We start from the raw sequence: 14890 nt of genomic DNA, 5'->3' as shown, positions 1-14890 counted from the left end.
GTTCGGGCTCCTGCTCAGGCGCGATCGTCGCTGGACGGGTCTTTCACTTCGGCTTCACGGCCGAATTCCTTGCCCAAGGTCTTGAGCTTTTCGGTGTTCTGCAGCACGTCCATCAGCAGCTCTTCGAGCTTGTCGTTGCCGCCCATCTTGTTGCGCAGGTCGGCCAGCTTGTTGCGCACTTCCAGCAGCTTGCGCAGCGGCTCGACCTGCTTGACCACGTTCTGTGGCTCGAAGTCTTCGAGGCTGTTGAAGTTCAGCTCCACGCCCAGCTGGGTACCGTTCTTGGCCAGGGTGTTGTCGACGCGGTAGGTCAGGCGTGGCTTGATGCCCTTGAGTACACCGTTGAAGTTGTCGCGGTCGATGTACACGAACTTGCGGTCCTTGAGCTTGGGCAGCGGCTCCAGCGGGTTGCCGGAGAAGTCACCCAGTACGCCGACGACGAAGGGCAGCTCCTTTTTCTCGATGGCATCGCCGATGTCCACGTCGTAGGTGATATGGACCCGAGGCGCGCGAACGCGGTCGAGTTTGTGCTGAGTGCTTTCCTTCTTCGCCATCGTGTTCTCCAGTGCGAGCAATTCGCTGCGAATCATTGCGCGGCCCGGTGCCGGGCGCTGCGCGTTACAGTCCTTCGATCGTCAGCAGCAGGCGCTGACGGATTTCGTCGTTCATTTCCAGAATGTTGTCGCGGCCCACCAGTTCTTCGAAGCTGGTGTTGCCGGCAATCTGCGTGCTGCTGCGGATGACCGAGTCGTCGGGCAGTTCCGAGCGCACCGGCGAGCTGATGACGCAGAACGGCAGGTCGCCAAAGCCCTTGAGGCGTTCGAAGCTGAGGCTGTAGCGCAGGCCCTCGAACAGCCGGCCAAGGCCAGGCGACTTGCTCAAGCAGTAGAACAGCACCAGGTAGTGCACCACGAAGCGGTACAGCTCGGCGCTGCTGCGGTTGGGGTCTTTGATGACGTTGCGAAACCGCGCCAGGTCGAAGGCGTGGAAGCCCACTACCCAGCGGGTCGGGCTGGTGATGCGGATGACCTGGCCGCTGTGTTCCAGGGTTTTGTCGTATTCCAGCGGGAACAGTGCGGGGGTGGTGCTGATCAGGTTGAGCGGTACTTCCAGCTCGGTGACCAACTGGAACGGCGCAGCCGAGCCGATGCGTTCGTAGAGTTCGACCAGGGCCTGGAAGTGACCCTGGGTTTCGCGCCCGCTGCTGCGCTGTGCGCCTTGCAGGTATTCGCCAAACAGGGTTTGCGGACGGATCAGCGGTGCCACGGTGGCAAGGTAATCCGCCGCCTGCGCCTTCAGCGCATCGGAGATCACCCGCGTCTGGCTACGCAGCTTGATCAGTGCTTCGACATCGAATGTCTGTGTCATTGGTGCATCGTCCATGTGCCTGCTTGATCGTCCTGAAACGCCGGTGGCGTGGACCTGAAATTGCGCCTCTCGACGGCGGCAAACTTGAGTGCTGGCACATGAATATCGTGTTGCCAGCAATGTCGAGTAGGGCACTTCGCTGCGGAAGAAGTTCCCGCGAGGGGGGGCGATTTTTTCCCTGTTTTGTGATGTGACGCAATGATGGCGTCGTGATATTGACTGAGGGTTTCGGGCGCGAGAAATCGGGGTTCAGGCCCGAAAACGTGGGTGTGCGAGGGGCGGGAAAGCGATAAAAATCCTTGGCAAAAGTTTTTTGCAAAAAGTGAATCCGGTCTCATTTTTTGCGCTGTCCGCTTTCTCGCGGAGGTGTTGGCGAGGCGCCTCAGGATGATGGCAATGCGACGGAATGTGCCGCGCGGAAAGAGTGTTATCAAGCGTGATCCATCCGTTTGGATGGTGACTTTTGAAAGCTCGCGCGCTCCCTCGGAAATAGCGTCGCCCCCCGGGCCTGTGCCGCACCTGCAGAGGCAACGGTCCCACCGAAAACCTTGAAAACGTGCGCGATCACTGTGGGAGCGGGCACGCCCGCGAACACCGGCGTAGCCGGTGCCATCCTCATGGTCGGCGGCCTGCTCGGGTCATTGCCGGGGTAGTGCAGGTCAAGCAAAATGAGCGCATGGACGAGAGCAACCTACTGCAAGGAATCAGCATGATCGACCTGAGAAGCCCGGATGCAATCCTGAGCGACTACGCAAAGCGTTACGCCCATTTGCTCCCCGAACTATCGCCGCAGTTGCAACAGCGCATGGCCTACATGCCGGAGCCCGATGCACCGAGGCTGCCGCGGACAAAGCCCGCCTGGCTGAGCGACCTATCCTGCACGTTGACACCAGGCCAGGCGATAGACCGCGCGCAGGGTGCATTGCTGGGCCTGGCGATTGGTGATGCGGTAGGCACTACCCTGGAGTTCCGGCGCCGCGATCAGGGGCAGGTCAGCGACATGGTCGGCGGTGGGCCGTTCCGCCTCGCGCCAGGTGAGTGGACCGACGATACCAGCATGGCCCTGTGCCTGGCAGACACCTACGCAAGCCAAGGCAAGTTCGATTTCGCGACCTTTGCCGATGCCATGGTGCGCTGGTACCGGCAGGGCGAAAACAGCGCCAATGGCCGCTGCTTCGACATCGGCAATGTCACCCGCCGAGCCCTGGAAGGGTGGGAGGCCCAAGGGCTTGCGTGGATGGGCAATCTCGAGGCCTCGACAGCGGGCAACGGTTCGTTGATACGGCTCGCGCCTACGGCCATTTTCCGACGCCACTCGCTGTCGGCAACCTGGTGGGAGAGTGTGACGCAGAGCAGCGTGACCCATCGCGCGATTGAGGTCTCGGAGTGCTGCAAGTTGTTCGGTGCACAGCTGCATTTGGCGCTCAATGGCGCGGACAAGGAAGAGGCGTTGTCGCCGAAGGTGCGCCCCCTGCAGCCCCGGGCCTTGATCATCAATGCCGGGGAGTACAAGCACAAAACCCGTGAGCAGATTCGCTCGTCAGGGTATGTGGTCGATACCTTGGAAGCAGCTCTCTGGGCTGTGTGGAATACGGACAATTTCAGGGATGCGATTCTGTTGGCTGCCAACCTTGCCGATGATGCCGACAGCGTGGCGGCGACGGCAGGGCAGATTGCGGGCGCCTTGTATGGGGTGTCGGGCATGCCGCCGGAATGGGTGGCCAAGGTTGCCTGGTCGCGGCACATTTGTGAACTGGCAAGCCGGTTGTTTGAACTCGCGCCTCAGGGGGATGAAATGGACGAGCTGCTATCTGGCAGTGAGTGATAGCACCTTTGATCAGGTAATGGCTCTCAACGCGTCAACTGCAGCCCGGCAAAATCGCAGTAGTTCGAGCGTTAACAGGTCAGTTTATGCTCGGTGGCTTTTAGCCTGGAATTTTTTAAATGAACTCCATTCTTGTCCATTGATTAACGCCATATAGAATTTGGCAAAAGCCTCGCTAAGTTCATGGTCGTCTTGTAAGTTTGTTTCCTGTAGATAACGATACCAGGAGATGTCTCGCGCCTCTAAAGGGGCGTGGATTTCACCGTTCTCAGATTTCAACAGAAGGTCGCGAAGTAGGTTGAGCATGGTCATGGCGTCAGGATTCTGGTCCTTGATAGTTTCAAGCTTTTCGCGAAGCGCTCTGGCTGTAATTTTCAGTGTGTGCTTGTCCATTTAATGCCCGAGTATGCATAGTCCAGAGGGGCGCCGCTGTACGTCCACGTCGCCCCGTCTCCAAGTTGCTGCGGCTTATCAACTGTCACCTTGTCGGTTTTCTCCGCCGTACTCGCTTTGAGCCTGACCAAGGTAGGCAACTCACCGCCCATCGACCTGGACGCACCTGCGGCTTTCAGCAGTGGCTCCAGTTCGACGCTCAGCTTCATCGCGGCAGGGTCTTGCGCCATCAGGCTGTCGATGATCAAGCGAAGCTTGAGTAATTTTTGCTTGAGTGTTTCGGTGTTCATGGTCAGTCCTGATTGGGGTAAGGAAATGCACCACTTCACCGCAACGTAAGAGGGCGCCACTCATTTGTTGGCAGGGTCAAACGTTCATGCAATGTCGGATTTAGTCAGCATTTATCTATGTGGCACTAGATGGCCGTGCCCCGATTTTTTCCTGGCTTGATGATTAGTAATTCATCGAGTTGTCTTTTGCGGCATTTTATCACGAAAGCCAGCGCCGAATCAGGGTCATCCATGAAGGCATCAAATGTAGCTGGAGCGATGGCGTAATATTCTTCGTAGTCAACCATGCCGTTGCTGACGGGGAACGAAACGTAATACTGGCCAGCGTCTTCTTCGATGCCGATTGAGTACATGTGTTGACGACTGATGAAAAGATCTTTGAATTTCATAGGGGGCCTTCAAAAAAGGGGAGAGGTGCTGAACATCTTGGCGGAAATACCCGCCGCGTCTATGACGGCTTCACTGTTGCCGTCAGGTAGCTTGCCACCAGGGATCCAGAATTCGTTTGCACCGGCTTCATTTCCTGATGGAATCCGTAGATTCAACTGCTTCGGATCAGGGATGTCTACCCGGACCAGTGCATTGGTATCAAGAAAATTCTCAGGCAAGCCAAGGGCTTGCTCCAACGCGCGCTTGTCACCTGCTGTCTTGGCAAGTAGTTCGGTTGCTTCGTGGCCTGGCATGATGAACGACGTACCATCTCTCTGTGCGATGCCGTATTTCTCAAGGTTGGTCTGGGTCATGAAGCGTGAGGCGCCATTTTCGAATTGGGCCAAGTGTTGCGCGACATAATCTGGGTCTAGATAAGTGGTGGGGTCGGGCCTTTCGCCTTTGGCGATTGCAAGAATATCTTCTTCGGTGAATCCAGGTTTGTATTTGGGTTTTGGCGGCTCAACAGCCTTCTGCGATAGCTCGCGAGAGCGTCCGTTGGCAGGTAGTGGTTCAGTCTCTGCACGCTTGAATGGTGTGGCGTCACGTGCTTGAAGTTCAGCATGTGCCAGCAGCTTTTGCTCGTTCTTTGCCAGCCAGGCGGCCAGTTGCTTGTTGGACATTTCCGCCTGCAGCCGGGCACTGCGTATGGCGGGCGTTTCCATATTCCTCTGAATGCCCGCCTTTATCTGCCCGCGGGTCAGGTAGGTTACAATGGCCGTCAGCAGCAGCAACACCAGTTGCTCCTGGCCGCGGGCCAGTTGGCGCGCCGCACGCTCGACACGCTCCTGGGCCTGCGCCGCGGAACCGCCGCTCGGGTCCAGGCCAGCGGGCTTGAGGCCATCCTCGGCGAACCAGGCCGTGGCCATGCCTTGCTGAAGGGTCGACAGGCAGGCCGGCAGGCCCTGATAAAAATACTCGGCGATGGCGGACAGCCCCAGGCCCATGAGGATCAGGTTGCCGACCTGCAGGCCAATGCCGGCGCCGGCCACCGCGCCCGGCGCCGCGCCGACGCCAAAGGCGAACGCCCCGGCCACGCCACCGGCGAGCGAGCCAACCGCCACACTGCCACCGAGGATCATCGACACCTCTTTGACCAGTTGCAGCAGCACCGGCAGGATTTGCTCGATACCTATCGAGGACCACTTGCGCTTGAGGTTGTCCTGAATGATCGGGTAGGACAGGGCCATGGCCTGGCGCACGTTGTCGATACGCTGGCCACTGAGGTAGCCATAGGCCTGGTTGGCGCCATTGCTCACTCGCCGGCTGAAACCGTCCCAGGCCTCATGGGCGCTGTTCAGGCCGCTATCGACGCTCTGGTTGAGCTCGCTGAATTTCTGCTCGAGATTGCGTTCGATGTCTCCCCAACTGGGGATGTTGGCTAAAAGATCCATTTTCGCTTCACTGTCCATGGAAGTGGCGGCGCTCGGCGGCGAGCGCAGCATGTCGCTTCAGACCTCAGGATGGGGGCGAAGTCCGGCGGAGAGCCCATTGTTCTCATGACAGGCGTGCGCGGCAATGATGGCAATTGAGCATCGCTGCACGGCTTTGTGGCTGACCGCATCCCGCAAGTGCCATTACGGCCGCGTTCGCGATGGCCATTTGGCGGAATTGGCCAGTGGCAAAAAGTTTGAACCAATCCACGTTATGAAACATTTTTCTCCGCCAGTGGAGTTGATGCGTCAGGTAGCGAGACAGTTCGAGTGGGAGCTGTCAGGCATGGGCGCTGATTGACACCTCAAGAACCTTCTGCGACGGGCCGTTCGGCGATTGCCGGGGGCGCTTCCGGGCGCCAGTGAGGAGGATGAAGGATGGCGATATGACATTGCCTTGCAGGGCGGTATTGCCCGGTTTTCCTAGGCCTGTAGTGAGTTGACAGGGCAGCTTTTGCCGGTGTTTCCTTTGGGCCTTTCTGCCTGCCTGGCATTCGGGAATGTGAACCCTGTCGCATTTATTTCAATGCATGATGGCACTTTCCTTTCTGTAGGCAGTCGCATGATTCCGCAAGCACGCGCGTTATGCGCGCATGCAGAATACGCCCGCAAGATCAGGGTTGCAGCTGAGCATCGCAAGCGCGTGCTGGCCGTGTTTTCAAGGAGATTTCGCATGATCATGGACTTGGCCTCCGCGCTGCTGTCGCCACAGAACCGCCGCCTGTTCAAGTTTCACAACCTGGCCAACCCCGAGCAGGAGCTGCTGCTGGAAACCTTCAAGGGCACCGAAGCCCTGTCGCGGGCGTTCAACTACGAACTGCTGCTGGTCTGCGAAGACTCCGGCGTGCCGCTCAAATCCATGATGGGCCAGCACGTCAGCATCGAGATCGAACTGGCCGAAGGCGGCCCGCGGTACATAACCGGCTACCTCACACGCTTTGCCAGCATCGGGAGCGACGGCGGCATGGCGCGCTATACCGCTACCCTCAACCCTTGGTTCTCGATGCTGAAGAACCGCTTCGACACGCGGATCTTCCAGGGCAACACGGTCGAGGAAGTGGTTACCGAAGTGTTCGCCCTATGCCCGGCGTTTTCCCGCCACGAGTTTCGCCTGACCCGGCCACAGAAGCGCTACACGTACATCACCCAGTACCGCGAAACCGACTTCAACTTCGTCCAGCGCCTGCTGGAGGAAGAGGGGATGTTCTACTACTTCGAGCACACCGCCGAAGGCCACACCATGATCATCTGCGATGACTCCAGCACGCTGGTGGCCATCCCCGAGCAACCGCAAATCCGCTTCCACAGCGCCTCGGTCACCGAGACCGCCGACTCTATCACCCAGTGGAGCGGCAACCGTCAACTGCAATCCGGCAAGATGGCCACGCAAACCTTTGACTACCGCCAACCGAACAACCGCCTGCCGGTGGCGCTGAACAGCGTGAACAATCAGGGCGATGTCGAGAACTTCGAGATCTACGACTTCCCCGGCCAGTACACCCACGGTACCTATGACGAAGGCGAAACCCTGCTGCGCCTGCGCATCGAGGCGCTGGAGCTGCGCGGCAAGAAGTTCGAAGGTGCCAGCAACTGCCGGGCCATGAAGCCGGGCTACACCTTCGAACTGCTGCAGCACTACATCCACGACCAGGGGCCGGTAGAAGACCGTCAGTTCCTGCTGATGAGCGTGGAAAGCGAAGGCCACAACAACTACCTTACCGGCCAGCAGGCCAGCTACTTCAACACCTTCAGTTGCGTGCGCAAGAAGATCCCGTTCCGCCCGCAGCTGAGTACGCCCAAACCGACCATTGCCGGCCCGCAGACCGCGATCATCGTCGGCCCACCGGGTGAGGAGATCTTCACCGACGAACTGGGCCGGGTGAAAGTCCAGTTCCACTGGGACCGCAATGGCAAATACAACGATCACAGCTCCTGCTGGGTACGTGTCGCCCAGTCCGGCGCCAGCGGTGGCTTCGGCAGCATCCAGATCCCACGTGTAGGCGACGAAGTGGTGGTGGTGTTCCTGGACGGCAACCCGGACCGGCCGCTGATCATGGGCAGCCTGTACAACAGCACCAACACCCCGCCATGGTCGCTGCCGGCGAACAAGACCCAGAGTGGGTTCCTGACGCGGTCGATGAAGGGCGACGGCGGTACCGCCAACTTCTTCCGCTTCGAGGACAAGGCCGGCGCCGAGCAGATCATCATGCATGCCGAGCGCAACATGGATACCGAGATCGAGCTGGATGAGACCCATGATGTGGGGAATAACCGCTCGATTACTGTTGGCGGTACGCACACCGAAACGGTCAAGAAAGACACCGTGGTGCAAGTGACCGAAGGTTCCTACACCCTGCAGGTCGATAACCAGTTCATCCAGGTGGCCGCCAAGCAGCACATCATCCTGCAGGTGGGCGACAGCAGCATCACGCTGACCCCGGAAGGCATCGAGATCAAAGGCAAGGTCATCGTGACCACCAGTACCGACACCACCCAGATCACTGGCGCCGCAGTGCGGATCAACGACTGAGGCAAGGTTCATGTACAAGCCCTCGATCTACGACCGTCTCTCCGCCAGGCGCGCAGCGCAAGAGGAGGCTGTGCGGCTGGCCAGTCTGGCGGAAGCTGCTCATGTGCCGGAGCCTGTGCCCGAGCCGAAAACGGTGCCAGCCGTGTTGCAGGATGTAGCCAGCGCTTTCACCTTCGCAGGGTTCTCCTTGCAGTTTCCGCTCGGCTTTCGTTTTCGCGACATCCAGACCACCCTCGAGCATGAAGGCGAGCCGGTCAGCCTCAGCATCCGCCGCCGTGATGTACGCGCCAGGCAGCCGCTGGAGCAACTGTTCCAGAGCGCAGTCGAGGCTTTGCGCGAATTGAACCCGCAACTGCGCGTGATTCGCCAACGTGACTGCCTCCTGGCTGGGAACCCGGCCAAGGTCGTGGACTTTCACTTCAATGCCGGCCACGAGCCTCGGCACGGTCGCCTGGTCGGCGCACTGGTGCCCATCGCCGGCAGCGATTCGCTGCAATGGCTGGATATCTCCAGCGTGATCGACCCCAGCAAGCCCGGCCTGAGCCAGTGGCTGGCCGAGTTCGACCGCATGCTCGATGGCTTCGCGCAGGGCTGACCCCGATTTTTTCGCTATCAGGAATTTTCATTGCATGGATTACGAATTACAGGAAGGCGGCATTGCGCTGCCGGCAGGTTTCGAGGACCGCACGGTCAACATGTTCGTCTTGGGTGCCAGTGTTCCAGCACCCTTGAGCATCACCATCTCGCGTGACACCTTGCTGCCGGACGAAGCGCTGCAGGCCTATGTCGATCGCCAGGTCAAGCTGCTCACCTCCAAGCTGCGCGGCTACACCCGCATGGGCAACAGGGCCGTCACGCTCTCGGTTACCGCACCCATTGCCGGCATCCAGATCGACGCCTATTACATGAACCAGGGCCGCCCGCTGTACCAGCGCCAGGCCGCCTTCATCATCAGCCCCGGGCGTGCCCTGATCTTCTCCACCACTGCACAGGCCGACTTCAGTGCCCAGCAGAACCAGGACTGGGACAACCTGTTGGCCAGCTTCACCCCGCGTGCCCCGTCCGAAACCAGCGCCGAGTCCGGCGAACAGGAGTAACCCCTCATGTTCGAAGCGGCCAGGTTCGGCGACGAGATATCGCACACCAGCGCGCTGGGGGGCTTCCTGATCGGGGCCGCCCTGGGGATTGCGCTGGTGGCCACGGTGGCCATCGCCACGTTCACCTGCGGGTTCGGCGTGGCCTTGCTGGCCGGCCTCGCAGCCGGCATCGGGGGCAGCTTGCTGACCGCCGCCGGAGAGGCGATAGGCAGTATGTTCTCGTCCCCCTCAGGGACGATAACCACTGCCTCACCCAACGTGTTCATCAACAGCCGCAAGGCCGCCCGCGTCGAAAAAAGCATCGGTGCCTGCGACAAGCACCCAGGGCCGGTGCAGATTGCCGAAGGCTCGACCAACGTCTTCATCAACAGCGTCGCCGCCGCGCGCAAGGGCGACAAGCTGACCTGCGGCGCCACCATTTCCGGTGGTTCGGACAACGTCATCATCGGCGGCGGCACCTACCGTTACCTGCCCGTGGACGATGAAGTCCCGGAGTGGCTGCGCACCACCGTGGATGTGCTGATGGCCATCGCCGGTGCCGCAGGCGGTATCGCCCAACTGATCAAGGCGGGTACCCAGGCCGGCATGAAAGCCGTCATGCCTTGCGCCCTGAAGTTCACGGCCGGCTTCGTCGCCGGTGAGGTGGCCAGCCGTTACGTGGTCGAGCCCGTGGCCCGCAAGGCTATCGGCGGCCTGGTCGGCAACCCCGTCGACCTCACGACGGGCCGCAAGCTGATCCCCGATGAAATCGACTTCAGCCTGCCGGGCCTGATGCCGATCGAGTGGTCGCGCTTCTACGCCAGCGACCTGACGGTCGACAGCGTACTCGGCCGCGGCTGGGTGCTGCCCTGGGAGCAGAGCCTGCGCCGCCAGGGGGCATTCATCTACCTCACCGACAACCAGGGCCGCGAAGTCCCGTTCGTGACCCTGCAACCGGGGCAGCGCATCTACAACCCGCACGAGCAGGTGTACCTGGTGTGCACCGAGGGCGGCCACTACATCCTGCAGACCCTCGACAACCTGTTCTTCTACTTCGGCGAAGTGCCAGACACCAACACCGAAGTGCCGCTGCAGCGTATCGAGAACGTCCTCGGCCACTTCCTGCACTTCACCCGCACGCCCGACGGCACACTGACCGACATCAGCGCCACCGGCGGCACCCGCGTGCACCTGCACTACGACAACCCGCTGGGTCGCCTGACCGACATCAAGCGCGTGGTGAACAACGAAGCGGTGGAAACGCTTACCCAGTACCGCTACGACGAACACGGCCAGCTGAGCGCGGTGATCAACCGCAACGGCGACACCGTGCGCAGCTTCAGCTACGCCGACGGCCTGATGGTGACCCACAGCAACGCGCTGGGGCTGGGCTGCCACTACCGTTGGCAAACCCAGGGCGACAAGCCACGCGTGGTCGAACACTGGACCAGCGACGGCGAGCACTACCACTTCCGCTACGATCTCGATAGCCGCACCAGCTGGGCCACCGACGTGCTCGGCCGCGAGCTGGAAGTGCAGTACAACGCCGACCACCGCGTGGTCGCCAGCCGCGACTATGGCGGCGAGTGTTACGCCATCGAGCTGGACGAACACGGCAACATGGTCGGCCTGACCTTGCCGGACGGTAACCGCCTGCAATTCAAGTACGACGAGTTCTCCCGCCTGCTCGAAGAAACCGATCCGCTCGGCCGCAAGACCCAGTACGAATATCACCACCTGACCACGCTGGTGACCCAGGTCAGCTACCCGGATGGCAGCACCTGGCGAGCGCGCTACGACGACAAGGGCAACCTGCTCGCCGAATTCGATGCCCTCGGCCAGATGACCGAGTACCTGAACAGCGATGACGGCCTGCCGCACACCATCATCGATGCGACCTACAAGTCCAAGTACCTGTGGTGGAACACCCTGGCCCAGGTCGAACGCTATCAGGACTGCTCGGGCAAGAGCACGTACTACCGCTATGACGAACGCCAGCACCTGGTCGCAGTAACGGACGCGCTGAACCAGACCACCACGCTCGCGCGCAAGCCCGACGGCGAAGTGCTGCGCATCAGTCACCCGGACGGCACCACGGAAACCTTCACCTACAACGTCTACGGTCAGGTGCTCAGCCACACCGACGGCAAGGGCCAGACCACTCGCCTGATGCGCACGGCCCGCGGCCTGCCGAGCAGCCGCCAGGATGCCAAGGGCCAGCGGGTTCGCTACGAGTACGACAAGGCCATTCGCCTGACCGCGCTGGTCAACGAGAACAACGCCACGTACAGCTTTGCCTACGACGTGTCGGACCGGCTGAGCGAAGAAGTGCGGGTGGATAACCTGACCCGGCGTTTCAGCTACAACGTCGGTGGCCATCTCACACGACTGGATGAGATTGGCTATGGCGAGAATGCCGAGCGGCCAGAGCGCCATACGCTCTTTGAGCGTGATGCCATTGGCCGTTTGATTGCCAAGCTCAATAGCGATGCGCGGCAAGACTTCGTCTACGACGACGGCGACCGACTGCTGAGCATCGAGCGGCAACCGACCGGGATCGGCAAGCAGCTTGGGATCACAGAAGAAAAGCTTAAGTACACCTACGATCTGCTCGGCCGTCTGACCAAAGAAATCAGCCCTGACGGCACGCTTGGCTACGAGTACGACCCGCTCAGCAACCTGACCACGCTGACCCTCCCGGATGGGCGCAAGGTCAATCACCTGTATTACGGCAGCGGCCACCTGCACCAGATGAACCTGGACGGCCAGGTGATCAGCGACATGGAGCGCGATGACCTGCATCGCGAGGTGTACCGGACCCAGGGCAAGCTCACCAGTTGCTTCGGTTATGACGCCATGGGGCGCAAGGCCTGGCAGTTTGCCTCGACCTTGCCGGCCGACAAGCTTTCGCAGGTGCATAACACTGGCATCAATACCTCGTTGCTGGTCGAGCACGCCTACAACCCGATCCACCGCCGTTACCAGTACGACCCGGCCGGTGAACTGCTGCGTACCCTCGACAAGCTACGCGGCGAGATCAAGTACGAGTACGAAGCCAACGGCCAGTTGCGCAGTCGCGATACCGGCTCGTTGATCGGCAGCGAGGAATTCCGCTACGACCCGGCAGCCAACCGCCTGGACTTCAATGCGCGGCAGTTCGACAAGGTCAAGGACAACCGGATCAAACAGTGGCGGGATCAGGAGTACCGCTACGACCCGTGGGGCAACCTGATCGAGAAGCGCTCGGGGCACAGCAAGCTGCAGCACTTCAGCTATGACTGCGAGAACCGGCTGGTGCGGGCGGAGACGTTGGTTAACGGCAAGCTGGAAAGCCGAGGCGAGTACCGGTACGACAGCCTCGGACGGCGGGTGGCCAAGCAGTCGGAGATCAATGGCAAGGCCGAGCAGAAACGCTTTCTTTGGCAAGGGCTGCGGATGTTGCAGGAGGAGGTGCCGGGACAGAGCAGTTTGTACCTGTATGAGCCGGGTAGCTATGCGCCGCTGGCGCGAGTCGATCAGGCTGAAGGGGAGGAGCAAAAGCTTTATTACTTCCATACCGATCAGATCGGTACGCCGATCGAGCTGACCAATAGCGAGGGTGAGATCGTTTGGCAGGCGACCTATCGCTCGTGGGGCTCGGTAGAGCAGCTAGTAGTTAGTGAGGTGGAGCAGAATATACGATTCCAAGGTCAATATTTTGATTGCGAATCGAGCCTGCACTACAATACTTTTCGATTCTACGATCCAGAAGTTGGACGATTTGTGAATCAAGACCCAATTGGATTATTGGGAGGAGCTAACCTGTATAGCTATGGAGTCAATCCGATATCTTGGATTGATCCTTGGGGATGGAGTGCAAAGCCTTCACATTCCCCTGATGTTGCCAAATGGCTAGATAAAGGTGGTTCTGTGCATATGGAGATTGACGGGCGAACATGGGTCTATAAAGATTGGGAGGGTAATGTAGTAAGGTATCCCGACGGCCATCCTGACTTTACTCCTTTTGAACGACAGCAAGTTGATGTTCCTGACTTGAAGGGGAATCACGGTAAAAATCCTGGTGGTGATTTTGGCAAGGCAGATGCACTTGCACCTCAGGGTAAGGCAGACTATTCGAAAAATACTTGGCATCATCACGAGAATATGAAGACGATGCAGGAAGTTCCTAAAAAAATTCACAACAGGTTCACCCATTCGGGTGGTGTTAAGAATATGAAGTCAAGCTGTTAATAGGGTCGAAAAATGCCTATAGTTTACAAAGCTGGTTTGACTGATGCTGAGATAAACTCACTTGAGGCAGCAGTTAATGTTACTTTGCCTAGTGCGTATAGAAACATACTGGTACGCATGAATGGTTTTTATTTGACTGATCCTGATTTTGGGCAGTTGCCGTTGAAGTCTGTTCAAGACGGGGAGGTGAGTTTTGATCGTTTGTTTGGGGTTATACCGGGAGAGGAATGCAACGATATTATTAGCTTTAATCAAGAATTTATTTCTGAGTTGGCATTTGTTAATGGCGCTTTGGCGATTGGGGAAGATGGGGGGGGGAACCCTTACGTGATAGTTACTGAGCCTGGGCGAGAAGGGGTTTATTATTGGGATAGAACCCACTTGCACGAATCTGACTCCATTAATAAATATGATATAGCGGAGCAAGGTGATAGCGGTCATCTTTATAAAATAGCAGAAGGTTTCGATGATTTTTATTCTTTGATTTTAGCGTCGCTGCCCGATGACGTTGAAATGATGGAAGAAAACTGAGGTGGGTGGTGATGGGGTGGCATCGATTCAATCGAAATATGGCGAATATTGAAGGGTGCGATTTTTTTGATCTTGGCCATAATAATGTTTCGAACATTGCCTTTCGGGTGGACGTTGCGTCAGTGCCGGCTGTTTAATAGTATGCAGGTTTATCTGGCTCTGCTAGATATTGGTAGAGCCAGCCTCTTGTTAACATGGAGTCCCTAGGTTGTGCTTAAGAGTATTGTATAAGTGCAGTCAGCTCGGAGGGCAGCCACTACACCCCCAAAACCGCGACAGCCTGTTCTTTCTCTTTTTCTACTTCGGTGAAGTACCGGACACCAACAGCGAAGTGCCGCTGCAATGAATCACCGGCTGTACCCGCGTGCACCTGCACTACGACAACCCGCTGGGGCGCCTGACCGGCATCAAACGTGTGGTGAACAACGAAGCGGTGGAAACGCTTACCCAGTACCGCTACGACGAACAGGGCCAGCTGAGCGCGGTGATCAACCGCAACGGCGACACCGTGCGCAGCTTCAGCTACGCAGACGGCCTGATGGTGACCCACAGCAACGCGCTGGGGCTGGGCTGCCACTACCGTTGGCAAACCCTGGGCGACAAGCCGCGCGTGGTCGAACACTGGACCAGCGACGGCGAGCACTACCACTTCCGCTACGATCTCGATAGCCGCACCAGCTGGGCCACCGACGTGCTCGGCCGCGAGCTGGAAGTGCAGTACAACGCCGACCACCGCGTGGTGAGTGCGATCCATGAACCCCACCTTCTAAAAGATAGGGCCTCAG

The 14890-nt window shown here is 59.0% G+C and carries 12 protein-coding genes and 1 pseudogene; 7 read left to right on the top strand and 6 right to left on the bottom strand.

Annotated elements, in window-relative coordinates; genetic code table 11:
• Window positions 1-14: 14 nt before the first annotated feature.
• Both tssB and ACF8EF_RS11560 read right to left on the bottom strand, forming a co-directional pair.
• Window positions 15-554 (bottom strand): type VI secretion system contractile sheath small subunit, encoded by a 540-nt coding sequence (gene tssB / locus ACF8EF_RS11565; RefSeq protein WP_003248358.1) that lies wholly within the window; start codon window positions 552-554, stop codon window positions 15-17.
• A 64-nt stretch (window positions 555-618) separates the two neighbouring features.
• Window positions 619-1368, bottom strand: coding sequence for a hypothetical protein (locus ACF8EF_RS11560; protein ID WP_339443094.1), 750 nt, complete (start codon window positions 1366-1368; stop codon window positions 619-621).
• A 709-nt stretch (window positions 1369-2077) separates the two neighbouring features.
• Here ACF8EF_RS11560 and tri1 point away from each other — a divergent pair.
• Window positions 2078-3193 carry an ADP-ribosylarginine hydrolase Tri1 gene (gene tri1 / locus ACF8EF_RS11555; protein ID WP_392461114.1) on the top strand — a complete coding sequence of 372 codons (1116 nt, stop codon included), beginning with the start codon at window positions 2078-2080 and terminating at the stop codon, window positions 3191-3193.
• Between the two features lie 84 nt (window positions 3194-3277).
• Here tri1 and ACF8EF_RS11550 read toward each other — a convergent pair whose 3' ends face one another.
• The 4 genes from ACF8EF_RS11550 to ACF8EF_RS11535 all read right to left on the bottom strand — a co-directional run bounded on the left by ACF8EF_RS11550 (window position 3278) and on the right by ACF8EF_RS11535 (window position 5699).
• Window positions 3278-3586, bottom strand: a complete 309-nt coding sequence (locus ACF8EF_RS11550; RefSeq protein ID WP_392461106.1) for a hypothetical protein — start codon at window positions 3584-3586, stop codon at window positions 3278-3280.
• Window positions 3568-3876 (bottom strand): hypothetical protein, encoded by a 309-nt coding sequence (locus ACF8EF_RS11545; RefSeq protein WP_392461107.1) that lies wholly within the window; start codon window positions 3874-3876, stop codon window positions 3568-3570. Before ACF8EF_RS11545 ends, ACF8EF_RS11550 begins: the two co-directional genes overlap by 19 nt.
• Before the next feature lie 125 nt (window positions 3877-4001).
• Complete coding sequence (locus ACF8EF_RS11540) at window positions 4002-4265, bottom strand: hypothetical protein (RefSeq protein WP_020190029.1); 264 nt, start codon at window positions 4263-4265, stop codon at window positions 4002-4004.
• Between the two features lie 9 nt (window positions 4266-4274).
• Window positions 4275-5699 (bottom strand): DUF6861 domain-containing protein, encoded by a 1425-nt coding sequence (locus tag ACF8EF_RS11535; protein WP_392529101.1) that lies wholly within the window; start codon window positions 5697-5699, stop codon window positions 4275-4277.
• Between the two features lie 712 nt (window positions 5700-6411).
• On the opposite strand from ACF8EF_RS11535, the gene tssI reads away from it, so the two are divergent.
• The 6 genes and pseudogenes from tssI to ACF8EF_RS11505 all read left to right on the top strand — a co-directional run.
• Complete coding sequence (gene tssI, locus ACF8EF_RS11530; RefSeq protein ID WP_323601221.1) at window positions 6412-8268, top strand: type VI secretion system tip protein TssI/VgrG; 1857 nt, start codon at window positions 6412-6414, stop codon at window positions 8266-8268.
• Between the two features lie 10 nt (window positions 8269-8278).
• Window positions 8279-8863: a hypothetical protein gene (locus ACF8EF_RS11525; RefSeq protein ID WP_121783550.1), complete on the top strand. Its 585-nt coding sequence runs from the start codon at window positions 8279-8281 to the stop codon at window positions 8861-8863.
• A 34-nt stretch (window positions 8864-8897) separates the two neighbouring features.
• Window positions 8898-9365, top strand: a complete 468-nt coding sequence (locus ACF8EF_RS11520) for a DcrB-related protein (protein ID WP_392461109.1) — start codon at window positions 8898-8900, stop codon at window positions 9363-9365.
• A gap of 6 nt (window positions 9366-9371) precedes the next feature.
• The gene (locus ACF8EF_RS11515; RefSeq protein WP_392461110.1) at window positions 9372-13574 is read left to right on the top strand and encodes an RHS repeat-associated core domain-containing protein; all 4203 of its coding nucleotides are present in this window, start codon (window positions 9372-9374) and stop codon (window positions 13572-13574) included.
• A 12-nt stretch (window positions 13575-13586) separates the two neighbouring features.
• On the top strand, window positions 13587-14105 hold the full coding sequence (locus tag ACF8EF_RS11510) for an SMI1/KNR4 family protein (protein WP_392461111.1): 519 nt from the start codon (window positions 13587-13589) through the stop codon (window positions 14103-14105).
• A gap of 236 nt (window positions 14106-14341) precedes the next feature.
• Window positions 14342-14890: pseudogene (locus tag ACF8EF_RS11505) on the top strand (type IV secretion protein Rhs); the annotation flags it as partial.

The sequence above is a fragment of the Pseudomonas sp. zjy_15 genome (genome assembly GCF_043101865.1).
GTDB lineage: Bacteria > Pseudomonadota > Gammaproteobacteria > Pseudomonadales > Pseudomonadaceae > Aquipseudomonas > Aquipseudomonas putida_Y.
The sequence above is the reverse complement of the archived record's forward strand: the minus strand, read 5'-3'. Positions and strand labels throughout refer to the sequence as shown.